The following is a 23,960-nucleotide window of genomic DNA, read 5'->3' as shown; positions in this document are numbered from 1 at the left end:
TCCCTCCGTTTATATATTTTTTATCCTTTGTTCTATCTCATCAATGGATATTTCTACTTCGCTTCCAACTCTCATATCCTTTAATTTAACTTTGTTTTCCTTCATCTCTTCTTCTCCTATTACAATAGCAAATTTCGCATTAAGCTTATTTGCGTACTTCATTTGTGCTTTTAAACTTCTCTCCATGTTATCTCTTTCTACTTTTAATCCATTAAATCGCAGTTTATTAGCAAGGGCAAAAGTAAATAATTTTGCGTCTTCCCCAACATAAGCGATAAACAAATCTACGCCTTCAGGTTTTGGAATTTCAATGCTATTTTGCTCTAATGTAATAAGAAGCCTCTCCAATCCCATTCCAAAACCTACTCCTGGCATAGAAGGCCCTCCGCATTCTTCTATAAGACCATCATACCTACCACCACCGCACACAGTTCCTTGAGCTCCAATGTCTTTTGAAATTATTTCAAAAGCAGTTTTGGTATAATAATCAAGTCCTCTTACAATCCTGGGGTCAATTATATAATCATAGCCCATTACATCCAAATATTTTTGTAACTCTTCAAAATGATTTTTGCAGTCATCGCACAAATAATCTGTAATAAGAGGCGCATCTTTGGTTATCATCTGACAACTCTCAACTTTACAATCTAATACTCTCAAAGGATTTATCTCATATCTGACTTTACAGTCATCACACAAATACTCCAAATTGTCCTTTAAAAAATCCTTAAGTACTTTATTATAATTTTTTCTACAAACAGGACATCCTACACTGTTTATTCTAAGCTCCAAATTATTAAGCCCCAATTTTTTTAAAAGTGTCATAGCAACACTTATAACTTCTGCATCTGCAGAAGCACTTTTAGCACCAAATATTTCGACTCCAAATTGGTGATGTTCTCTTAGCCTTCCCGATTGAGGCCTTTCATATCTGTACACAGGAGTAATATAGTACAATTTGGTAGGCTGTGTTTCTGCGTACAAATTGTGCTCTATAAATGCTCTTACAGCTGGAGAAGTACCTTCAGCCTTTAAAGTAATGCTTCTCCCCCCTTTATCAGTAAAAGTGTACATTTCTTTTCTTACAATGTCTGTAGATTCCCCTACTCCTCTTAAAAACAACTCAGTATGTTCAAAGCCAGGCGTTCTTATCTCTTTAAAACCGTAAACATCACATATCTCCCTTATGAGTCCTTCTATATATTGCCATTTATATGATTCTGAAGGGAGAATGTCCTTTGTCCCTCTTGGCGCTTTTGTAAGCATTTCACCAACTCCTTTTAAATTTTGTAAAACTTTATACATTTAAAAACCCCTCGTCTGCAACAATTTGCAGGGACGAGAGGTTAAATCCCGTGGTGCCACCCTGATTTGGACTCATTCCCTTAACGCAGGTTCACGGAGCCAGCCTACATTATCGACTGGTCTGCTCACAGGTGTCATTCACAACAGCATAAGTATGAAGATACTCTCAATCGCGGTATCTTCTCCCTGTATACCTGCTATTGCTACTCTCCTGGTCATCGCATTTATCCTTCATTTTATTTGATATTATACATTATACTATTATTAACTGTCAATCACAATTATCTTTTACATTTTTATTGATAATTGGGCATTGTTAAAGTACATTTTTCACTCCACAAAATCCTTCAAAAACAGATTAAGTTTCTTTTCCTTGCCAATAGTTGAAGAGTCCCCATGACCGGGGTATATTATAACATCATCTTCTAAAACTAAAAGTTTATTTTTTATAGAGTCCATTAAAGTAGGAAAATTTCCTCCTGGAAAATCGTATCTTCCTATAGAGCCTTTAAATAGGATATCGCCAGTAAAACATACATTATCAATTTTAAAACACACTCCTCCTTTTGTGTGCCCTGGGGTGTGTATAACTTTTACGCTGTATTTTCCAAAAGTTAAAGTATCACCGTCACTTAATAAAATATCTGCAGGATTGCATAGTATTTTTTTATAGGCCATTTCAGATAAGTTTAAACTAGGGTCTAAAAGCATAGGAGCGTCTTCTTTTGAAATGGCAACTCTTGCTTGAGTTAGTTTTTTCAGCTCTTCTACTCCTCCTATGTGATCAAAATGCCCGTGTGTAAGCAAAATATATTTTACATTTAAATTGTTAGTAATAATATAATCTTGTATTTCAGATGAATATTCCCCTGGATCTATTGCAATTGCTTCCATGTTTTCTTCGTCAGAAACAATATAGCAATTGGCTCCATAAAGTCCTACCACATACCTTTGTATTTTCATAAACCCACTCCTAAAATATTTTTTTAGAATCAATAAGGATTGTAACAGGTCCGTCATTTTCAATTAATACTTCCATCATGGCCTGAAATTTACCTGTTTTGACATTTACACCTCTATTTTCTATCTCTTTGACTAATAAATTAAAATACTTCAAAGCCTCTTCTGGTTTTTGAGCCATCATGAAATTAGGCCTTCTGCCTTTTCTCACATCCCCCAACAAAGTAAATTGAGAAACGAGTAGTATTTCCCCTTCTACCTCCAAAAGAGATAAATTCATTTTTCCTTCTTCATCTTCAAAAACACGCAAATTTACTATTTTATCCGCCATATAGGCTACGTCTTCTTCTGTATCATCAACAGATATGCCAACCAATACAACAAATCCTTTTCCTATTGAACTTATCAATTCACCATCTACACTGACTTCTCCATGAGTCACCCGTTGAACAACAGCTCTCAAAAAAATCACCTCTATGCACTTAATCTGTAGACATCCATTACTCCTTCCAAAGCTTTTAATTTATTCATAACTTTTTCTAGTTGCTCTTTTGAAGTAATCTCTAAAGTTAAATTTATAATTGCAATACTGTCTTTTGTTGTTCTTGCATTGACAGCTTTTACAGCAATTTTTACATCTGCAAGAACACTTGTAACTTCTGTCAAAAGTCCAAATCTATCACTGGCCATAATCTGTATATCAGCTTGATAAGCGATGTTTTTACCTTGCTCCCACTCTACTTCTACAATCTTGTTCCTATCGAAAAGATATTCTTTTATATTGGGACAATCTTTTCTGTGAATAGAAATACCTCTTCCTTTAGTTACGTAACCTATTATTTCATCCCCCGGAACAGGTGAACAACATTTTGCAAACCTTACCATTACATTGTCTGCCCCTTTTACAATGACCCCCGTTCCACCTGTTTTCTCTTTTTTCTTTCCAACCTTATCAGTTGGAACAGACTTTAAACCTATTTCTTTCTGAGATTTTTTGATTTCTTCCTTAATTCTCGGTATTACCTGATTTAGAGTTAACCCTCCATATCCGATTGTTGCATATAAATCCTCCATTGTGTGAATGTTGAGTTTTTTAAGTACCTCATCCCATATTTCACTCTTTATCATGGCAGGCTGTATGCCATGACGCCTTAACTCTCTTTCTAACATTTCCTCGCCGCGAGCGATGTTTTCTTCTCTTTTTTCTTTTTTAAACCACTGTCTGATTTTGTTTCTCGCTTGAGAGCTTTTGACAATCTGGAGCCAGTCTCTACTTGGACCTCTGTCTTTATTTGGACTTACCAATATTTCTACAATATCACCGTTTTTCAATTGATAATTTATAGGGACTATTTTACCGTTTACTTTAGCACCGTTCAAACGATGACCTATTTCAGTGTGTATGCTGTACGCAAAATCAATAGGAGTAGACCCCGCTGGCAGATTTATTACATCCCCTTTAGGGGTAAAGACAAAAACCTCATCTGTAAAAAGATCAATTTTTAAAGTTTCCATAAATTCTTTTGCATCTTTTAACTCTTTCTGCCACTCTAAAAGCTGCCTAAGCCAAGAAAGCTTTTGGTCAAACTCGTCTTCTGTGGTCTTACCCTCTTTATATTTCCAATGGGCTGCAATACCGTATTCTGCTGTTTTGTGCATCTCCCATGTTCTTATTTGTATTTCAAAAGGTTCTCCTTTAGGACCTATTACTGTAGTGTGAAGGGATTGATACATGTTAGGCTTAGGCATTGCAATGTAATCCTTAAATCTGCCAGGAATTGGCTTCCATAAAGTATGAACAATTCCTAATACACCGTAACAGTCTTTTACAGTATTAACAATTATCCTAACTGCTAACAAATCGTAAATTTGCTCGAAAGTTTTATTTTGCGTTTTCATCTTTTTGTATATACTGTAAAAATGTTTAGGTCGCCCATCTACTTCTGCTTGTATTCCCATTTCTTTTAATTTCTCTTTAATGGTAGTTATAATATTTTGTATAAACTCTTCTCTTTCTTTTCTTTTTGCAGCAACCTTTTCTACGAGGTCATAATACTCCTCCGGATGCAAATATCTCAAACACAAATCTTCTAATTCCCATTTTATCTTAGATATTCCTAAGCGATGAGCAATAGGGGCATAAATCTCTAAAGTCTCTTCCGCTTTTTCTTTTTGTTTGTCAGGAGGTAAATATTTGAGAGTTCTCATGTTGTGAAGCCTGTCTGCCAGTTTTATGAGTATCACTCTTATGTCTTTTGCCATTGCTATAAGCATTTTTCTCATATTTTCAGCTTGCTGCTCTACTTTGCTCTTGTATTCTATTTTACCAAGTTTTGTAACTCCGTCAACCAAATCAGCAATTTCTTTTCCAAAAATTTCCAATAACTGGCCGTAATTCACATCTGTGTCTTCTAATACGTCATGTAAAAGACCTGCTGCAATAGTTGTAATATCTAACTCCAAATCGGCCAAAATATATGCAACCTCTATGGGATGAACAATATATGGCTCTCCCGAGTTTCTCATTTGGCCCTCATGGGCATTTACAGCAAAGTTATAAGCTTTGTATATTAACTCTAAATTTGCATCATCACCCATGTATTTTTTTATCCTATTTATCACTTTGTCCAACATAATTATCACACCTTATAATTAAAGTGGCTTAAAGCCACTTTTGATTAAAACTTTATTAATGAAATTATATCATATCCGTCAAGCTTTTTTCTACCATCTAAAAAAGTTAATTCAGTCAAGAAAATAATAGAGTCTACTATTCCTCCTAATTTTTCCACAAGTTTTGCAGAAGCGTAAATTGTACCACCTGTCGCCAGTAAATCATCAACTATTACAACTCTTTGTCCCTCTAAAACAGCATCTTTGTGTATTTCAAGTGAATCTGTCCCATATTCTAGTTCATACTCATAGCTTAACGTTTCTGCAGGTAGTTTTCCAGGTTTCCTGACAGGAACAAATCCTACTCCCAATCTATAAGCTAGTGGGGCTCCAAACAAAAATCCTCTTGCTTCTGGTGCTGCAATAAGGTCAAATTTTCTACCCTCTAAAGTCTTAGCCAGCATTTCTATGGAATAATTGAAAGCTTTCGCATCTTTTAAAACAGGTGTAATATCTTTAAATTTTATTCCTTTTTTAGGGAAATCAGGTATTTCTCTAATCATTATTTTGATTTCTTCCAGCGTCATTACAAAAACCTCCTTAAATTTTCTGGCTAACAATGAACTTGGCAAATTCAATAAACTCTTTTTTAGCTGAGAGTATCTGTTGCATTATTCGAGCTTGTTCAATATTAACCTTTTGTGACACAGAATTTTTGCTTAACATAAAAATATTATCACGTTCTTTTACATTTATCAATCCTATTTCTTTCATTGCTTTTATGCAAAATGAAAATTTTATTGGATTTAAATTCAGTTGTGGATGCAAATGTTCTTTAAATAAAATGTTGTTTCCTTCTTCTATAAATTTGTAAAGTTTAATAAAGTCCTTCCTTTGAGGAAAAATTTCGTCAAAGGATTTTAAATTATAATATATATCTGCTTCTTTAAAAACTAAATGAATCCTCTTTCCTTGTGAATGAGAAAGAATGTGGTAAAAGATTTCTTTTTTAAAGGGTATATCATAAATAATTATATCATCGTAGTATTTTAATGGTTTTAAAGAATTGGGGAAAAATAGTATACCATTTTCTTTTTTACAATCCACATTGCATAAAGAAAAATCCAAAAACTTTTCCTTTTTAAGATATCTAAGTAATGACCTAAGTTCTACAATTGTATTTACTATGACAACTGTTTTGCTTTCTCCTTTAAAAAGTTTCAGCACATATTCCCACTTATTATTAATTCCTCTTTGGTCAATTATATAATCAACTTTTTTGTCTATCTCTTTTTTCTCAGGCTGATACTCTACCATGATTTTGCTCAAGTTTTTATAGTAGGAAAACAAAGGCAACTTAATTCTTAAATCTTTTACATTTATCATTACTGACTCTATACCATTCCAGCTGTTTATTTCAATGCTTCCCACAACATCTATTACATCTCCTATTTTTACATCGTTTCCCTTGTCTGATACATCAAATAACATAAGCTCATACACAAACTTGTCTTTTTGTACGATAATTTTTTTGTATTTTCCACCATTTAAATCAAATACTTTTGTAACTGTCAAACCCTCAAATAAAAAATTAGGCCGAGGATTATGATTGCCAAAAGGTTTAAACCTTTGAACTTGCTTAGCTATTTCTATATCTATCTTTTCATTTTTAACCTTTGCATCTATTCTTAAACTTGGAATTAAATCAAGTTCACTAAGCACCGTATCAGCATATTCATTTATCTTAGTTTTAAAAATCTCCAAATTGTTCTTTTCAATATTTATTCCAGCAGCCATTTCATGGCCACCATATTTTATCAAATAATCTTTACAGTATTCTAATGCTTTATATAAATTAAAGTCTTCTATGCTTCGCCCTGAACCTTTACCTTCTATTTCTCCTAAACTTATAAGTATAGATGGTCTATGAAACCTTTCTGTTATCCGGGATGCCACAATTCCAATAACGCCTGGATGCCAATTTTCATCCCACAGTACAATTACTTTTTCCTTATTTAAATCAACCGTCTCTTTTACTTTTTTGATTGCTTCCTGAAGTATTTGATTTTCTATTTGTTGTCTATTTAAATTTTCTTGATTTAAATATTCTGCTATTTCTGCTACTTCTTTTTCATCTTGGTTTATCAATAATCTGACAGCCGCTTCTGCACTTCTTAATCGCCCTGCAGCATTGAGGCGAGGAGCTAATATAAATCCCACATGATATTCGTCAATTTCAACATTTTGCAATCCAGAAGCTTTTATGAGGGCTTTTAAACCTATATTTTGTGTTTCATTTAGTCTTTTTAGCCCTTCTTTTACAATTATTCTATTTTCTCCTAATAAAGGAACAATATCTGCAATAGTTCCTATTGAAACGATATCCAAAAGTTCATAAGCTTCTTCCCCAATAAGAGCTTGTGACAGTTTAAAAGCAACTCCCACCCCTGCTAGGTCACAAAAAGGATATTCAATATCAGACAAATGTGGATTTATCACCACATCTGCTTGTGGTATCTCCTTAGGGACACTGTGGTGGTCAGTTATTATTACATCTAACCCTAAAGATTTTGCCTTTTCCACTTCCTTAACAGAGGTTATACCGCAATCTACACTAATTATAAGTTTTGTTCCTCTTTGTGCAATTTTGTCTATTGCTTCTTCATTTATACCATATCCTTCAACTAATCTTTCTGGTATGTAATAATCCACTTTTGCCCCTAACTTTTTTAAGGTTAAATATAGGATAGCAGTAGCGGTAATCCCATCAACATCATAATCGCCATAAACAGTGATTAGGTCCTTCAAGGCGATATGTTGTTGTATCAAATCTTTTGCCTCTTTTATTCCCCTTAAAAGATAAGGAGAGTACAAATCTTTCAAATCAGAATTTAAAAAACTCTTAACTTCTTGGAGATTTAATCTTGATGAAAGTATATCAGCAATTATTTTGGGTAGTCCATAAGTTTTTTGTACTTCCTCAGATAATCGAGAATCTTTATTCTCCTTTAAAACCCACCTGCAAATTCTAGACATCAAATCACCCACAAATTCTCCTATTTTTTTCTCCTCTCAATTATAAAGATTCGGTAGAAAACCCACAAACATAGAAATAAAGCAACTACATAACCAAAAAGCCCCAATGCATTGTAGCCAAAAACTTTATATCCCCCTTGAAATGTCAAAACCAATGAAGAAGCTACAATTAAAGCTGATGCTATGATACTTACAATAACCTTATTTACCATAATATTTAAGTCATAGCGTAAGCTTTCACTTTCATCAAGGTTTATTCTAACTTTTATATCGTCTTTTATAAGCTTTGTCATTATACTTTGGATTTTAGAAGGAAGCTTTCTCAATACTATTATTGCCTTATGTAAATCCTTCGAGTTTTCTTTTAATATTTTAGTTAAACTGATGTTTCTCAAATATACCTCTTTTATAAAATCTTTTGCCACACTAGAAATACTAAAATCGGGATCTAAGCTTCTGCCTACACCTTCTACTGTAGCTAAAGACTTGAGAAGTAAAGTAAACTCTGGAGGTAAAATCAGCTTATGCTTATAAACGGTTGACGTTATTTTTCTCATTGAATCATTAACACTGATATTTTTTAGAGGGGTATTGTAAAAATAATTTATTATATGGTTTAAATCAGATTTAAGGGTTCTAATGTTAGTATCAGGCCTTATGGCACCCATGTCCGACAAAACTTCTATTACTTCCTCAATATCATTTTCAGCAAAAGCTTTAAAAAGGTCAATTATCATTTCCCTTGAGGATTTATCAAGGTAACCTACAATTCCAAAATCTATATATGAAATTTTGCCATCATTTGTAATTAAGATATTACCAGGATGGGGATCTCCATGGAAAAGACCAAATTCATAAACTTGTAAAAATATAGCCCAGGCTCCCTCTCTTGCAATTTTCTTTAAATCAAAGCCTTTTTTAACAAGTAAATCTCTATTTTTTACACTTATACCTTCTACGTACTCCATTGTAAGAACGCGCTTTGTAGTGTATTTCCAATATACTTTAGGTATGTAGATATAACTTTCCTTTTCAAAATTTTCTCTAAAGCGTTCGGCATTATTCCCTTCTTGTGTGTAATCTAATTCATTGAGAAGAGATTCGGCTAATTCGTCAACAATTTCTACAAAATCCAAAGGAGCATCAACTATACGCTCATTTAAAATTTTAGCAATATTCTTTAGAATTATTATATCAGCATTTATCTTTTGTGATACTTCTGGACGCTGTACTTTAACAACGACATCTTTTCCTTCTTTAATTTTTGCCCTATAAACTTGTCCAATAGAAGCTGAAGCAATAGGAGTTTCATCAAAATAAATGAAAAAATCCGATATTTTGCCTCTTAACTCACTCTCTAAAATATTCTTTATCGCTACAAAGTCTTCTGGTTCTACATTATCTTGAAGTTTAGCAAGTTCCAATAAAATATCATGAGGAATAAGGTCCCCTCTTGTACTTAAAAGCTGTCCCATTTTTATAAAAGTAGGACCTAATTCCTCCAATGTTTTTCGAATCCTCTCTCCAACTCCCATGTAATCATGACTTTTCAGTATATTAAAAGGTATATGTCCCCCTTTTAATAAAATATCAGAAATAAAACTAAAACCATTTTTAGTTAAAATTTTTAATATCTCTTTATATCTTCTGGTAATATTTTTATTTCTAAAAATAAAAGGCAAATTCATTTTTTCACCTCAATAAAAATATAGTAGCATTATCTCTCAAAGAGATATTATGCCACTACATTTTTTATAATTATTTAAGACTTAGGCTTTTATAGGTTTATTAGAGATTTTCCTTCTCTTTTCTCTATTCTTAATTAATACCCAAAGAGGAGTAGAGATAAATATTGAAGAATATGCTCCCCAAGTTATACCAATAAGTAAAGGCAATGCAAAATCTTTCAATGCCTTAGGCCCTAAGAAATACATTAAAGCAAGCATAATTAATACTGTTAAAACTACGTTTATCGACCGTGTAAGAGTCTGGTTTATACTCACATTCGCAATTTCTGCATAATCAGATCTTCTCATACTTTTTAAATTATCTCTTATTCTGTCAAAAATTACAATTGTATCGTGAAGAGAATAGCTAAATACTGTTAAAAGAGCCGCTATAAAAGGCGAGTCTACTGTTATTTTGAAAATAGCGTAAATTGAGATTAATATTACCACATTATGCAATAATCCAACAACTGCTGCCAAGCTCATTTCAAAATTAAATCTAAAACCCAAATAAGTAAGCATCACTGCAGAAGCCACTAAAAGCGCTAATATCATTCCAAATTTTATTTCTGCTCCTAAAGAAGGTCCAACTTGCTGTGACATTATTAAGTCATTTTCTGTTAAGTTGTATTTTTTTGTGATATCCTTTATTATTGAAAGTCGCGTTTCATTGGAAATAGGATTTGTTTTTATTGAAACTTCATCACCTTTTGTCCCTATCTTTTGTATTTGGAAGTCTTTAACTTTATGTTCATTTAAGATTTTAATTATATCATTAGTATCAAAAGGTTTACCAATTTTAAACTCCATTATCGTTCCACCAGTAAAATCTATGCCCCAATTAAATCCATTCACAAACATAGCTAGTATACCAATTAGAATCATTGCACCTGATATTACAAACCAAATCTTAGTTCTTTTAATAACATCTATATGAAATCTGTGCTGATTCACTCAATTCCCCTCCTATGCTCCATAGACTTTTATATTCTTTGACAAATCCATATCTAATAGTGCATGCAACAAAAACCTTGTAACAGTTATAGCAGTGAATAGGCTTGAAGTCACACCTATTATAAGAGTTAAGGCAAATCCCTTAACATTTCCAGAGCCTAAGTAAAAAAGTATAATAGCTCCAATTATAGTGGTTATATTAGCATCAAACACTGCCCTAAAAGCTTTCACGAAGCCAGCATCTAAAGCTGGTCTTATGCTTTTACCAGACCACAATTCTTCTTTAAACCTTTCAAAAATTAAAATATTAGTATCAACAGCCATACCGATAGAGAGTAAAAAGCCTGCTATACCAGGCAAATCGAGAGTAATATTAAATAAAGCATAAATAATGAAATTTATCAATATATATATTAATAAAGCTAAGTCCGCTACAAAACCAGGTAATCTATAAAAAGCAATCATAAAAAGCATTACCAGCAATGTCCCATATATTCCAGCTTCTACGCTGGCATTTAAAGCACTTGGTCCTAACGTTGCCCCTACAGAACTGTAGGCTATAGGTTTCAATGTAACAGGTAAAGAACCTGCCCTTATAAGAGTGGCTAATTCAGATGCTTCTTGAAAATCCTTCAAGCCTGTAATGACGGCATTTCCAGTAGTTATTACATCATTTACTCTAGGAGCGGAAATTACCTTATCATCTAAAAGTATCGCAATAGGTTGTCCTAAAAATTTTTGTGTTGCTTCTGCAAATTTCTTTGTACCCTCTGCATCAAGTACTAACGTAACTTCTGGTTGTTGTACACCTGTTTGAGTCTGAGCATATACTGCTTTAGAGTCTTTTACATTAGCGCCTGTCAATATTACTTTGCCGTCAGGACCTACAAATTTTAATTGAGCGGTTTTACCTATCACCTGTATTGCCCTATCAGGGTCATTCATACCAGGTAATTCTACACGAATTCTATTTGACCCCTGTTGAGCTATCACAGGTTGTGTTACACCAAGGGCATCTACTCTATTCCTTATAACTGCAATAGCTTTATTTATCGCATCTTGTGTAACATTACCTTGTGCTTCTTCTAATACATAAACGCCTCCTCTTAAATCTAACCCCAACCTTATGTGCTTTTGTACGGGCCTTATGGAGTAATTACCTGCATTTATTCCAAAAAACGCCACATATGCAACTATTGCTGCAATAACAATTACAGAAAAAAATTTGATAAACCCTCTACTTCTCATTCAAATCCTCCTTTGTAGTTTAACTATTTTCTATTATATTACTTTTATTGTAAACGGTCAATTGCCCAAAGTTAGAAAAATGTAGTTTTGCTAATTCTACATAATGTTCATAGGAACGATGAATATTTTCAATTTCCTCTTGAGTAAGTTTCCTTATAACTTTTGCAGGATTCCCAAAAGCAAGACTACCCTCAGGAATCTTTTTACCTCCTGTTACCAATGAACCAGCTCCAATTATACAATTATCTCCTATATCTGCATCATCTAAGATAATCGCCCCCATTCCTATTAGCACATTATTTCCTATTTTGCAAGCATGGACTATCGCCCCATGTCCTATTGTACAGTAATTTCCTATATAACAGGGATGTCCCTCTGTAACATGTACAACGCAATTATCTTGTATATTAGTTCCTTCTCCAACAACTATTTTATCTATATCTCCTCTCAGCACAGCCCCATACCATATATTTGCATCTTTTTTTATCTCTACATCTCCAATAACCTCCGCTGTTTCCGCTATATACGCCTCATCATCTATTTTGGGTTTCATACCCTTATATTCCTTTATAATCATTTCCCTCACCCTTTAGCATTTGATATGCTTTTATGGCAATCGCATTTTCAAAACGCCTTTTTTGCATTTCACAAGCCAGCTCATAAGGTTTATTAATATCTCCATTTATGTTGTAGTTATTTGCAAAGCAACCTCCACTACAATAGAACCTTGCCCAACATTTTGTACATTCTTCTCTTTTGTAAATATCACTTTCCATAAATTTTTGCTGTAATTCTTTATTAGTTATACCTTCATCAAGATTTCCTAATTTAAATTCCTCAATACCCACAAATTGATGGCAAGGATAAATATCCCCATCGGGAGTCACCGCTATATACTCAAAACCAGCACCACACCCTTGAAGCCTTTTTTTAACGCAAGGACCTCCTTCTAAATCTATTTTAAAATGATAAAAAGAAAAAGGCCTTCCTTCTTCGTATCTCTCTATATATTCTTCTGCTAATCTGTCATATTCATTTAAAATTCTCTCTAAATGCTCTTCCTTTAAGGTATATTCTTTATCTTCTTTTTCAACTACCGGCTCTACAGATATTTCATAAACTCCTAAATCAGCAATGTGCAACACATCATTAACAAAATCCAAATTTTTTGAAGTAAAAGTCCCTCTAACATAATATTCCTTTTTCCCTCTTGACTCAACAAATTTCTTTATTTTTGGAACTATTGTATCATAAGTTCCACTTCCGTCTACACGTATTCTCATGCTGTCATTTACCTCTTTTCTTCCATCCAAACTAAGTACTACATTAGAAAAGTTTTCATTAAAATACTTTATTTTTTTATCATCAAGCAAAACTGTATTCGTCGTTATGGTAAATTTAATTACTTTTTTATTCTCTTTCGCCTTTTCTCTTCCATATTCTACTAACTTCTTGACTACATCAAAATTTAAAAGGGGTTCACCTCCAAAAAAGTCAATTTCAATGTTTCTCCTTTTCCCCGAACTTTCTATTAAAAAATCAATTGCTTTTTTGCCCGTCTCAAAATCCATTAATTTGCGTCCACCTTTAAAATTCCCAGTAGAGGCAAAACAGTACTTACACCTTAGGTTGCAATCATGGGCCACATTTAAGCACATTGCTTTTATAACAGAATCGCTTCTCGACACTGCAATATCTTTATATATATCTTCTGAAAATAATAAACCTTTTTCTTTTAATTCATCAATTTCTGCAATAGCTTCTAGTATATCTTTTTTTTCATATTTATGTTGAAGTAAATTTACAATTTCTTCTTTTGAATGATTTTCATAAAAATCCAAAATATCATAAATAATATCGTCTACCACATGGATAGAACCACTTACCGGATCTACTACAATATTCATTCCCAGTCTTTTAAATTTATGCATTAGCTCTGACATTTTTTAACCTCCATTGCAAGTTTAAATGGCAGTAACTATTTTACTGCCATTTTGAGTATTATGTATTAATATTGACACTCTTGGTTTGCTACAGTGCAAGAGGTTTTACAAGCAGACTGACAGGATGCCTGGCATTCGCCGCAACCTGGTTTTTTTAAGCTATTTTTTAACGTTGGTCTGTTAATTGTTATAACATGCTTCATTTTTCTTCCCTCCTCTTCCTGATTTATTATAACACATAAAGAGAAGGAATTAAAGTTATAAATTGATACCTATCATACCACCTAAAGCCCCTAAAATAGCTCCCCAAGTATATTTTACCGCCCAAGAAGAGGTAGGCCCTAATTCTTTTACAAAAAATGCTCCCACAATCAGCATAATAGTTACATACAGAATACCAGCAATTCCTCCATTCAACCACCCTTTACTGGTAGTATGTCGTGCAGATAAAGCACCTGATAAAACTATGCCTATTATGGTTATCAACAAAGCAAGGGTAGGTAAAGTTAATTCAGATACGGCTGTAAAGGTCAAAAGCAAAGCATAAATTATGAAAAAGCTAAGAGTGATAATGTAGGCTATTAAAACCCCTGTAAAAATTCCAGTAATATTTATACCAGTTCCCTTTTCCACACCAAACCTTCCTTTCAAAGTCTCACCCCCACAGTTTTCTTACTAATATGTATGCTTTTTATTTTAAACATAGTACATAAAAAAAGACGCGGCAAACCGCATCTTATCACTTTTCTTCTTTTTCGTTTTTATCACTAGCTGAGCTTATAACTCCTCCAACTGCCCATTTTGCAATCTTTAGCCTCACCTTATCTGCTCCCATTTCTAAAGTTATCACATCGTCTTTTATGTTTAGAATTTTACCATAAAATCCACTTTTTGTAATAATCTCATCGCCAGGTTTTAAAGAATCAAGCATTTCTCTTTCTTTCTTTTGGCGTCTTTGTTGAGGCAAAATCAGCAAAAAGTAAAAGATTGCAATAAAAATAAGCATTTCGACAATTACATAAGTCGTTTGTGGATTCATTAATACTCCTCCTTATTCCCATAATATTTTTTAAAAAACTCTTTTTTAAATTCAAGCAGCTGGTCTTGCCTTATAGCTTCCCTTATTTTTTTCATTAACTTAATTAGAAAATAAAGATTATGTAAAGTAGCAAGCCTTGCTGCTAAAATTTCGTTAGCCTTAAATAAATGTCTTATATAGGCTCTTGAATAATTTCTACAAGTATAACAATCACATTCTTCATCTAAAGGAGAAAAGTCCTCCGCATAAGGAGCATCTCTTACTATTAATTTGCCCTTGCTGGTAAAAACCGTCCCATTTCTAGCAATTCTCGTCGGAAGTACGCAGTCAAACATATCAACTCCTCGTATTACTCCCTCTATAAGGTCATCAGGACTTCCCACCCCCATAAGATATCTCGGTTTGTCTTCAGGTAAATATTCTGTAGTTAAATCTAAAATGTCGTACATTACATTCTTTGGTTCTCCTACGCTTAATCCACCTATAGAATATCCAGGAAAATCTATGTCTACTAATCTTTGAACACATTCTTTTCTTAAATCTTCATAAGTTCCTCCTTGGACAATTCCAAAAAGAGCTTGTTTTTCAGTATTTTTGTGGGCTCTTTTTCCCCTTTCAGCCCATTTGATAGTAAGCTCCATAGATTTTTTTACATAATCGTAATCTGCAGGATAAGGTGCACATTCATCAAAAGACATCATTATATCCGAGCCTAAAGCATTTTGTATTTCTATTACTTTTTCGGGAGTAAAAAAATGTCTAGAGCCATCTATATGAGACCTAAACTCTACACCGTCTTCTGTAATTTTTCTTAAAGAACTCAAGCTAAAAACTTGAAATCCTCCACTGTCTGTTAAAATCGCTCTATCCCAATTCATAAATTTATGAAGGCCACCAGCTTTTTCTATAATCTTATGCCCCGGCCTTAGATAAAGATGATAAGTGTTGCTTAAAATAATCGTCGCTCCAATTTCCTTTAATTCTTCAGGAGTCATAGATTTTACAGTTGCTTGTGTTCCTACTGGCATAAACACAGGCGTTTCTATAATTCCATGGGGAGTCTCTATTATTCCTAATCTCGCCTTAGTCTTACTGTCTTTTTTTATGAGATGATACTTAATTGCTGCCATTATATCCTCCTATTCTACCTTTTGATTCGTAATCAACTGCTCAAATTATAAGCATTGCATCTCCAAAGCTAAAAAATCTATATCTCTCTTCAATGGCTATCTTATAAGCCCTCATTATGTTTTCTTTACCTGTAAAAGCTGACACCATCATAATTAAAGTGGACTCAGGTAAGTGAAAATTTGTTATCATACCGTCAATCGCTTTAAATTTGTAACCGGGATATATAAAAATATTAGTCCAACCACTTTTTTCTCTTATATAACCATTTTCATCAGCAACTGTTTCAAGAGTACGAGTAGAAGTAGTTCCAACAGCTATTACTCTACCACCTTTTTCTCTTGTAGCATTTATTTCTTCAGCTGCTTCTTTTGTAACAATGTAAAACTCTTCATGCATTTTATGATTTTCTATTATTTCTTCCTTTACTGGTCTGAAGGTACCTAATCCTACGTGAAGAGTAATAAAAACAGTTTTTACTCCCATTTGCCTTATTTTTTCTAATAACTCTTGTGTGAAATGAAGCCCTGCAGTAGGAGCAGCTGCAGAACCTTCATATTTTGCGTAAACAGTTTGGTATCTGTCTTTATTTTTTAATTTTTTCTTGATATAAGGAGGGACAGGCATTTCGCCTAATTTATCTAATACCTCTTCAAATACTCCTTCATAATAAAATCTTACTACTCTTCCTCCAACTTCTGTATTGTCCAAAATTTCTGCAACCAATTCTCCATTTCCAAAAACAACTCTTGTCCCTACTTTAGCTCTTCTACCAGGTTTTACTAATGTTTCCCACTCATTTACTGATAATCTTTTCAAAAGAACAAATTCTATCTTTCCTCCTGAGTCTTCTCTTCGTCCTATAAGGCGTGCAGGAATAACTTTTGTATCATTTAAAACAAGGCAATCTCCTGCTTTTAAATATTTTATTATATTTTTAAAAATATCGTGTTGAATCTCACCGGTTTTTTTATTTAAAACCATTAAACGAGAACTAGACCTATCTTCTAAAGGTTCTTGTGCAATTAATTCTTCTGGTAATTCAAAGTAAAATTCGCTGCGTTTCATTTTTTTTGCGCCATCCTTTTACAGAGTTTTGTTGTTTATAGTATCGTATACATCAATACCTTTGTAATAGTATTTTAAAATATAAATGTAATTATACCCATGGTCCGCCAGTCCTCTTGCCCCATACTGGCTTAACCCTACCCCGTGTCCATAACCACTGCCTTTTATAGTATAAACTTCACTGGGTTTGTCTGTCTTTTTTAATTCTTTAATACCATTTTCTCCTACTACATAAAGGATATCTTTAGAAACTCTCGTTATACCTTCATTATTTTGAATATTTATCTCATTTAAAGAAACTTTTTGCGAATCACTGTAAGAAAAAGTCACGAAAACTTCAAATTCACTGCTGCCATCGCCTTTTATGTCAATCATGGTACTTTTCAATCCAAAGAAAGACCGTATATCTCCTTTCCGTAGAGAAAAAGTTCCTTTTGTACCGTAAATGGTGACAGTAATCGCTCTTCCAGTCCAGCTTTTCTCAGTGACCTTTACATCTACTATATCTCCTATATCCTGTCCTTTACTTAACAGCAGGTTTTTTATCTGGTCTTTTGTGTAAGTGACTGTCCAACTGTCATTAGCACTGTTATAGCCAAAAACGTATTTATCTTCAACACCTTTTAAGTAAGGAACATCAGCAGAAAAATAATTATTATTGTCTTCGGTATATCCCCCACTGTGAGAATGATAAAGGGCATCTATAAGACTTCCTTGATATATAGCTACCACACCTTTTGTTTCATCTACCGCTTTGTTTGTAGAAGAAGATTCTCCATCATACCCTTTGTAAACTTGTGTTTTATCATCATCAGTCAAATCAAATCCATATTTTCCATATCTCCCTATATTTTTCGCTGCATAAGTTCGCGCTGCAACTGCCTGGGCTTTTAGAGCTTCTATATTCCACCATGCCGGCATCTCAGCCGGCACAACACCATATAAATATTCTTCCAATGGCACAACATTTATAGCAGTCATGTCACTATCTTGTTGCCTTCTAAATTCAAACATGCCTCTGTAACGTTTTGATTCTATCGCAAGGGGCATGCCATCAGGATTAAGTTTACTTACATATAAATCATCCTTCATATTAAATAAAAACAGGTTTTTTGTCCCATTGCTTATTAAAATATTTTTATCCGGCAATACTGTGGATATATTGGTATAATTTTTGGAAAAAATTTCATAGGCAGATTGCAAATCCGGAAGCGCCAAATAAGGTCCTATGTATACATGATATTTGCCATCAAATCCTATAAAAGCATTCGGAATTTGGTTTGCTATTTTAGCATAATCAGCATTTACCATGTCCAGATTATCATAGCTTCCCACCATTAAATAGAAATTATCATCTTTTGCAACTTGTATGTTTTGCATGCTGGTGCTAAAAATATTAATTAAATTTCCTGTATTATCTTGATAAGCAAAATTAAAACCTCCGGGAGAAGAAAGCTGGTAAGAAGATTTCGCCCCCTGTCCGTAAAAAAGTCCTACTTTTATAATTTTCGGAATGCTGATATCAGCATTCACGGTAGGATAAGGTGAGAGAGTTAAAATCATGACACTAATTATACTCCCTATTATAAATTTTTTCAACCTCACAAAATACAACTCCTTTTTCATATGTTATCTTCTAAAAAGCCATAAAATTAATGTTAAAAACAGGCTCAATAAAAGGCTTGTCATAATAGGAAAATAAAAAGTGAAATTTCCTTTTTGATAAACTATATCTCCCGGCAAACGTCCTAAACCAATTTTTGAACCTACAGAAAAAAGCACCCCTATTAAAATTAATATAGCTCCCATAAATATCAACATTTTACCAAAACTATCAAACACCTTCTATCCTCCCCTGTTCTATATAAGGATATTTAAGGTAATCATAAGCCAATTTTGTAACAATTCTCCCTCGCGGAGTCCTGTTTAAAAAACCTATTTGCAAAAGATAAGGTTCATAAACATCCTCTATTGTATCCCCATCTTCTCCTATTGATGCAGCAATAGCATCGATTCCTACAGGACCACCGCCAAACTTTTCTATAATAGAAACCAAAATCTTTCTATCAATGTATTCTAATCCCATCTCATCTACACCTAATACGTCCAGCGCTTCTTTGGAAGTTTTAAAATCAATGTATCCATTTCCTCTTACTTGTGCGAAATCTCTCACCCGTTTTAGAAGTCTATTGGCAATTCTCGGAGTCCCCCGTGACCTTTTAGCAATCTCCAAAGCTGCATCTTCATCAATTCCAATGTTTAAAATATTCGCTGACCTTTTAATTATTTCTTTTAATTCCTCCACTGAATAGTAATCCAAGCGGTTTATAACCCCAAATCTGTCTCTCAAAGGAGAAGTCATAAGAGCAGCCCTTGTCGTAGCCCCAATTAAAGTAAAGCGCGGAAGACTAAGCCTTATAGACCTGGCACTTGGGCCTTTTCCTATTACTATATCCAATTCAAAGTCTTCCATTGCAGGATATAGAATCTCTTCTACACTTCTATTAAGCCTGTGAATCTCATCTATAAAAAGTATGTCATTTTCCTGTAAATTAGTCAAAATTGCTGCCAAATCTCCCGACTTTTCTATAGCAGGACCTGAGGTTATTTTTATTCCTACTCCCATTTCATTAGAAATTACTGTGGCTAAAGTCGTTTTTCCAAGGCCAGGAGGACCATATAGTAGTACATGGTCAAGGGGCTCTTTTCTCATCTTAGCGGCTTCTATGTAAATTTTTAATTCCTCTTTTATCTTTTGCTGACCTATATACTCAGAAAGCCACTTAGGACGCAAACTGTATTCAGAGGCATCTTCCTGTGTAAAACTTTGAGTTAGTATTCTCTCCTCCATTCACTTCACCCTATTTCATTAATTTTTTCAAAGCTTGCTTTACAGCATCTTCTACGCTATCACAGGTGATATCTGCCAAAGCATAAATAGCTTCACTTTTGGTGTAACCCAACGCTAATAAAGCTTCTAAAGCCTCATTTGAAAAATTATTATCACCTTCAAAAACTATTTCTCTTGGAAGCTTATCTTTTAATTCCAAAATAATTCTCTCAGCAGTCTTCTTGCCTATTCCCGGAGCTATCGTAAGAGCTTTATAATCGCCTGCGTTAACTGCTTTTACAAAATTATCAATAGAAACCACGGACAAAATAGATAAAGCTCCTTTAGGCCCTACACCACTAACAGACAATAATTTCTCAAATAAATCTAACTCTTCTTTTGTTTTAAAGCCAAAAATTTGGAAACCATCTTCTCTCATATGTAAATATGTATAAAGCTTGGTTATATTTCCTTTAGAAGGTAAAACTTTAAAAGTAGAAAATGGGACAAAAACCTTTATACCTATACCCATAAAGTCAATCACTACATAATCTTGTCCAATATCTTCAATCATCCCTCTAATATACTCAATCATCTTGAATACCTCAGCTTTTCAATCATATTGTTACTGTGACAATGGCATATAGCAACTGCCAATGCATCAGCTACATCGTCAGGTTTAGGAATTTCCTCAAGATTTAATAAAACCTTCACCATTTGTTGGACTTGATATTTATCTGCTCTTCCGTACCCTACCACTGCTTGTTTAACTTGCAAAGGAGTATATTCAAAAACTTTTATTCCCGAATTGACAGCAGCTAAAATAGAAACTCCTCTAGACTCCCCAATAGTTATGACAGTCTTTGCGTTTTTATTATAAAAAAGCTCTTCTATAGCTACTACCTCAGGACTGTAAGATTTTATAAGTGATATAATTCCATTATATATATCGTATAGGCGCAAAGCCTTATCAATACCAGCTTTTGTAGTAACTGCACCGTAGTCTATAATAGTAAACTTATTGGATTTGTAATCTATTATACCATAGCCCATTATGGCAATTCCAGGATCTATCCCTAATACCCTCATTATATCCCCTCTCCTTTTATTTATTTTAACATCAATGGACTTTATAAACAAGAAAAAGTTCTCCTAAAAGCATAGGAGAACTTAAGAGCTCAAATTTGCTAATATTTGGTATGCTTCATCTTTGTCTTTTGTAATTATATTTTCCCTCACCCTTTCTCTGTCAAAAGGTGTTAAACTATCCAGTGGTATGTCGGTTTTCTCTACAATTTTCTTATTGCCATTTCCATCACTTTTTAATAAAACTACATATCCATTCATACTGGAAATTATATAATAATCTGGAGGTAATCCTTCTTTTTCCCTATAGAGAACTATTTCGTTTTCATCAAAACTTTTAACTTCCCACTCACTATATATCCTCGCAATTTCTTCCTTGCTTTTCCCATAAAGAGAAGGGGTTAAATTTTGAACCTCCCGGACTATCTCACCATTTTCAAGATATTTAGTTTCAAATATGAGTCTACTCTGAGAAATTAATTTTTTAGCAAGAGCTTCTTGTTGAGAAGAAATCTTTTGTTCATAAGTTATATTTTTTTCTGTTCTTTGCTTTTCATTATCTTTAACATTAATTAAATATCCAAACATTACTCCTATAAATATAGCTAACAAATATATAGTAACCAGTTTATAGGAAATTAGCTTTTTCATAACATCTCCTCCTGTTTTATGTAATTATAACCAATTTTAAAAAATTTATTCTCTTTGCAGGATTTTGTCAAAAAATATCGAATAATATCTATAAAGGAGGAGATGGTAAAGTGGCAAATCAAATTGTAGTTTTTAAACTAAATAATGAAGACTTTTGCGTAGACATTAATCAGGTAATAGAGATTATACGGCTTCAGACGATTATTAAAGTACCTGATGCTCCCTCTTTTGTAGAAGGCATAACTAACCTAAGAGGAACAGTTATTCCTATTGTAGATTTAAAAAAGCGCTTCAATTTGCCTTTATCAGAAAAAAATGACAATAATCGGATTATTGTAGTAAATGTCACCAACAAACCGGTAGGTTTCATCGTAGACTCAGTAACAGAAGTTTTACATGTAGACGATAGTTCCATACAAGAAGCTCCAGACATAATAAAAGGAATTGGGAAAGAGTACATAACCTCTATTATCAATTTAAACGACAGATTAATCATCAACTTAGACTTACATAAAGTTTTAACAGAAAAAGAAAAGAAAGAGATAGAAGAAATGTAACCTCTTCTATCTCTTTCTTTTATTCCTCATCTTCGTCTTCTATTTCCACATTGTGATAAACGTTTTGTACATCGTCATTTTCTTCTAATTTGTCAATTAACTTTTCAAATTTTTCGTAGTCTTCAGGACTTAGTTGTATAGTATTTTTAGGAAGCATAGTAACTTCTGCTTCAGAAATTTTATAGCCTGCTTTTTCAATTGCTTCTTTTACTTCTTGAAAATTTGAAGGCTCAGTGATTATTTCGAATTCTTCATCTTCTGCAGAAAAGTCTTGCGCGCCTGCATCTATTGCAACCATCGCTAATTCGTCTTCATCAATAGAATCATTTTTTTCAACAATTATAATTCCGACTTTGTCAAACATCCATGTAACAGAACCAGCTGCTCCTAAACTACCACCATGCCTATCAAAAATATGCCTTATTTCACCAGCAGTTCTGTTTTTATTGTCAGTCAAGGCTTCAACAATTATAGCAGTACCGGAAGGACCATATCCTTCATATATTACTTCTTCTAAATTAGCTCCTCCTAATTCACCGGTACCTTTTTTAATAGCCCTTTGTATATTTTCATTTGGCAAATTATTAGCTTTTGCCTTTTCTATAGCATCTCTTAATTTACTATTGGCATTAGGGTCTCCACCGCCTTCTTTAGCCGCCTTTATAATGTCTTTAGTAAGTTTTGTAAAAATTCTTCCCTTTTTAGCATCCATTTTCTCTTTTTTGTGTTTTATATTAGCCCATTTTGAATGCCCTGACATAAAAAAACCTCCTTTACTGTGTCTAAAATATTTTAACACAATAATCTAGGGCTTGTAAATCTAATCTTCTCTAAAAAGTTGTGTACTTAAATACCTCTCTCCACTGTCAGGAGCTATTGCTAAAACCTTTTTACCTTTGCCTAACTTCTTAGCAACTTCAATTGCTGCCCATAAGGAAGCACCTGTAGAAATTCCTCCGAGTATGCCTTCTTTTTTTGCCAAAAGGCGAGTCACCTCAAAGGCATCTTCATCTTTTACAGCAATTACTTCATCTATGACATTTTGATCTAATACCTTAGGAATGAAACCTGCCCCAATTCCTTGAATCTTATGAGGACCAGGTTCTTTCCCTGATAAAACTGCTGCTGAAAAAGGTTCCACTGCAATTATCTTTATATTAGAAAATTTACTTTTTAATTTCTTCCCTACTCCTGTAATAGTTCCTCCTGTACCTACACCTGCAACAAAAGCATCAAGTCCTTTATTAAAATCTTCAATTATCTCTTTAGCAGTAGTCTCTTCATGGATTAAAGGATTTGCAAAATTTTCAAACTGTTGTGGCATAAAATAGTTTTTATTCTGTCTTACCAATTCTTCTGCTTTTTTTATAGCACCTTCCATTCCCAATTTGCCAGGAGTAAGAACTACTTCTGCCCCATATGCCGTTAAAAGCATTCTTCTTTCCATGCTCATAGTATCAGGCATAACTATTATTACTTTATACCCTTTTGCTGCCCCTACCATCGCCAACCCTATTCCCGTATTTCCGCTGGTAGGTTCAATAATTACACTTCCTTTTTTTAATTTTCCTTCTTTTTCTGCCTTTTCTATCATGGAAAAAGCTACCCTATCTTTAACGCTGCCTCCGGGATTAAAAAATTCTAATTTTAAATAAATTTCCGCCCATTCTTTCTCCACAATTTTATTTAACTTAACTACTGGCGTTTTCCCAATCAGCTCAAAAACATTGTTGGCAATCATAAAATTTACCTCCATTTGTACATTACTATAAAAATTTTAAACTCTCTACGCTAGACATGTCAAATGGAAATTAG

Annotated in this window: 25 protein-coding genes; 1 reads left to right on the top strand and 24 read right to left on the bottom strand. The window is 33.5% G+C overall.

Annotated features, from left to right (window positions below):
- Positions 1–9 precede the first annotated feature (9 nt).
- The 22 genes from hisS to THYS13_RS01750 form a co-directional block, all read right to left on the bottom strand.
- On the bottom strand, positions 10–1,266 hold the full coding sequence (gene hisS / locus THYS13_RS01855) for a histidine--tRNA ligase (RefSeq protein ID WP_042833913.1): 1,257 nt from the start codon (positions 1,264–1,266) through the stop codon (positions 10–12).
- Positions 1,267–1,635: 369 nt separating this feature from the next.
- Complete coding sequence (locus tag THYS13_RS01850; RefSeq protein WP_042832897.1) at positions 1,636–2,268, bottom strand: MBL fold metallo-hydrolase; 633 nt, start codon at positions 2,266–2,268, stop codon at positions 1,636–1,638.
- A gap of 10 nt (positions 2,269–2,278) precedes the next feature.
- Positions 2,279–2,728, bottom strand: coding sequence for a D-aminoacyl-tRNA deacylase (dtd, locus tag THYS13_RS01845; RefSeq protein WP_042833912.1), 450 nt, complete (start codon positions 2,726–2,728; stop codon positions 2,279–2,281).
- Between the two features lie 11 nt (positions 2,729–2,739).
- Complete coding sequence (locus tag THYS13_RS01840; protein ID WP_042832896.1) at positions 2,740–4,899, bottom strand: bifunctional (p)ppGpp synthetase/guanosine-3',5'-bis(diphosphate) 3'-pyrophosphohydrolase; 2,160 nt, start codon at positions 4,897–4,899, stop codon at positions 2,740–2,742.
- Between the two features lie 44 nt (positions 4,900–4,943).
- Positions 4,944–5,465, bottom strand: a complete 522-nt coding sequence (locus THYS13_RS01835; RefSeq protein ID WP_042832895.1) for an adenine phosphoribosyltransferase — start codon at positions 5,463–5,465, stop codon at positions 4,944–4,946.
- Between the two features lie 13 nt (positions 5,466–5,478).
- Entirely contained in the window at positions 5,479–7,926 is a 2,448-nt protein-coding gene (recJ, locus tag THYS13_RS01830; protein ID WP_042832894.1) for a single-stranded-DNA-specific exonuclease RecJ, read from the bottom strand.
- An 8-nt stretch (positions 7,927–7,934) separates the two neighbouring features.
- Positions 7,935–9,602 (bottom strand): 2-polyprenylphenol 6-hydroxylase, encoded by a 1,668-nt coding sequence (gene ubiB, locus THYS13_RS01825; RefSeq protein ID WP_042832893.1) that lies wholly within the window; start codon positions 9,600–9,602, stop codon positions 7,935–7,937.
- 81 nt (positions 9,603–9,683) lie between these two features.
- On the bottom strand, positions 9,684–10,595 hold the full coding sequence (secF, locus tag THYS13_RS01820; RefSeq protein ID WP_042832892.1) for a protein translocase subunit SecF: 912 nt from the start codon (positions 10,593–10,595) through the stop codon (positions 9,684–9,686).
- Positions 10,596–10,607: 12 nt separating this feature from the next.
- The gene (gene secD / locus THYS13_RS01815; RefSeq protein ID WP_042832891.1) at positions 10,608–11,843 is read right to left on the bottom strand and encodes a protein translocase subunit SecD; all 1,236 of its coding nucleotides are present in this window, start codon (positions 11,841–11,843) and stop codon (positions 10,608–10,610) included.
- Positions 11,844–11,862: 19 nt separating this feature from the next.
- Positions 11,863–12,420: a gamma carbonic anhydrase family protein gene (locus THYS13_RS01810; RefSeq protein WP_042832890.1), complete on the bottom strand. Its 558-nt coding sequence runs from the start codon at positions 12,418–12,420 to the stop codon at positions 11,863–11,865.
- Entirely contained in the window at positions 12,401–13,786 is a 1,386-nt protein-coding gene (gene scfB / locus THYS13_RS01805) for a thioether cross-link-forming SCIFF peptide maturase (protein ID WP_042832889.1), read from the bottom strand. The genes THYS13_RS01810 and scfB overlap by 20 nt, the downstream gene beginning before the upstream one ends.
- Positions 13,787–13,851: 65 nt before the next feature.
- Entirely contained in the window at positions 13,852–13,989 is a 138-nt protein-coding gene (gene scfA / locus THYS13_RS01800; RefSeq protein WP_003869763.1) for a six-cysteine ranthipeptide SCIFF, read from the bottom strand.
- 55 nt (positions 13,990–14,044) lie between these two features.
- Positions 14,045–14,437 (bottom strand): TIGR04086 family membrane protein, encoded by a 393-nt coding sequence (locus tag THYS13_RS01795; RefSeq protein WP_042832888.1) that lies wholly within the window; start codon positions 14,435–14,437, stop codon positions 14,045–14,047.
- Positions 14,438–14,525: 88 nt separating this feature from the next.
- Positions 14,526–14,825, bottom strand: a complete 300-nt coding sequence (gene yajC / locus THYS13_RS01790; RefSeq protein WP_014062764.1) for a preprotein translocase subunit YajC — start codon at positions 14,823–14,825, stop codon at positions 14,526–14,528.
- A complete protein-coding gene (tgt, locus tag THYS13_RS01785) occupies positions 14,825–15,955 on the bottom strand; it encodes a tRNA guanosine(34) transglycosylase Tgt (RefSeq protein WP_042832887.1) in 1,131 nt (376 codons plus the stop codon). The genes yajC and tgt overlap by 1 nt, the downstream gene beginning before the upstream one ends.
- Positions 15,956–15,995: 40 nt before the next feature.
- A complete protein-coding gene (queA, locus tag THYS13_RS01780) occupies positions 15,996–17,021 on the bottom strand; it encodes a tRNA preQ1(34) S-adenosylmethionine ribosyltransferase-isomerase QueA (RefSeq protein WP_042832886.1) in 1,026 nt (341 codons plus the stop codon).
- Between the two features lie 18 nt (positions 17,022–17,039).
- On the bottom strand, positions 17,040–18,626 hold the full coding sequence (locus THYS13_RS01775) for a SpoIID/LytB domain-containing protein (protein ID WP_042832885.1): 1,587 nt from the start codon (positions 18,624–18,626) through the stop codon (positions 17,040–17,042).
- A 24-nt stretch (positions 18,627–18,650) separates the two neighbouring features.
- Positions 18,651–18,863, bottom strand: coding sequence for a DUF2905 domain-containing protein (locus THYS13_RS01770; RefSeq protein WP_042832884.1), 213 nt, complete (start codon positions 18,861–18,863; stop codon positions 18,651–18,653).
- Positions 18,856–19,872 (bottom strand): Holliday junction branch migration DNA helicase RuvB, encoded by a 1,017-nt coding sequence (ruvB, locus tag THYS13_RS01765; RefSeq protein ID WP_042832883.1) that lies wholly within the window; start codon positions 19,870–19,872, stop codon positions 18,856–18,858. Before ruvB ends, THYS13_RS01770 begins: the two co-directional genes overlap by 8 nt.
- Before the next feature lie 10 nt (positions 19,873–19,882).
- On the bottom strand, positions 19,883–20,446 hold the full coding sequence (gene ruvA / locus THYS13_RS01760) for a Holliday junction branch migration protein RuvA (RefSeq protein ID WP_042832882.1): 564 nt from the start codon (positions 20,444–20,446) through the stop codon (positions 19,883–19,885).
- On the bottom strand, positions 20,443–20,940 hold the full coding sequence (gene ruvC / locus THYS13_RS01755; protein ID WP_042833911.1) for a crossover junction endodeoxyribonuclease RuvC: 498 nt from the start codon (positions 20,938–20,940) through the stop codon (positions 20,443–20,445). Before ruvC ends, ruvA begins: the two co-directional genes overlap by 4 nt.
- Positions 20,941–21,021: 81 nt before the next feature.
- On the bottom strand, positions 21,022–21,588 hold the full coding sequence (locus THYS13_RS01750) for a hypothetical protein (protein WP_042832881.1): 567 nt from the start codon (positions 21,586–21,588) through the stop codon (positions 21,022–21,024).
- Between the two features lie 110 nt (positions 21,589–21,698).
- Between THYS13_RS01750 and THYS13_RS01745 the strand changes: the two genes are divergently transcribed.
- Positions 21,699–22,145 (top strand): chemotaxis protein CheW, encoded by a 447-nt coding sequence (locus tag THYS13_RS01745; RefSeq protein ID WP_042832880.1) that lies wholly within the window; start codon positions 21,699–21,701, stop codon positions 22,143–22,145.
- Positions 22,146–22,164: 19 nt separating this feature from the next.
- Here the strand turns inward: THYS13_RS01745 and THYS13_RS01740 are convergent, their stop codons facing one another.
- Positions 22,165–22,905, bottom strand: a complete 741-nt coding sequence (locus THYS13_RS01740) for a YebC/PmpR family DNA-binding transcriptional regulator (RefSeq protein WP_029688331.1) — start codon at positions 22,903–22,905, stop codon at positions 22,165–22,167.
- Between the two features lie 60 nt (positions 22,906–22,965).
- The gene (cysK, locus tag THYS13_RS01735; protein WP_042832879.1) at positions 22,966–23,886 is read right to left on the bottom strand and encodes a cysteine synthase A; all 921 of its coding nucleotides are present in this window, start codon (positions 23,884–23,886) and stop codon (positions 22,966–22,968) included.
- Positions 23,887–23,960 lie beyond the last annotated feature (74 nt).

Source organism: Thermoanaerobacter sp. YS13 (assembly GCF_000806225.2).
Taxonomy (GTDB): Bacteria; Bacillota; Thermoanaerobacteria; order Thermoanaerobacterales; family Thermoanaerobacteraceae; genus Thermoanaerobacter; species Thermoanaerobacter uzonensis.
The sequence above is the reverse complement of the archived record's forward strand: the minus strand, read 5'-3'. Positions and strand labels throughout refer to the sequence as shown.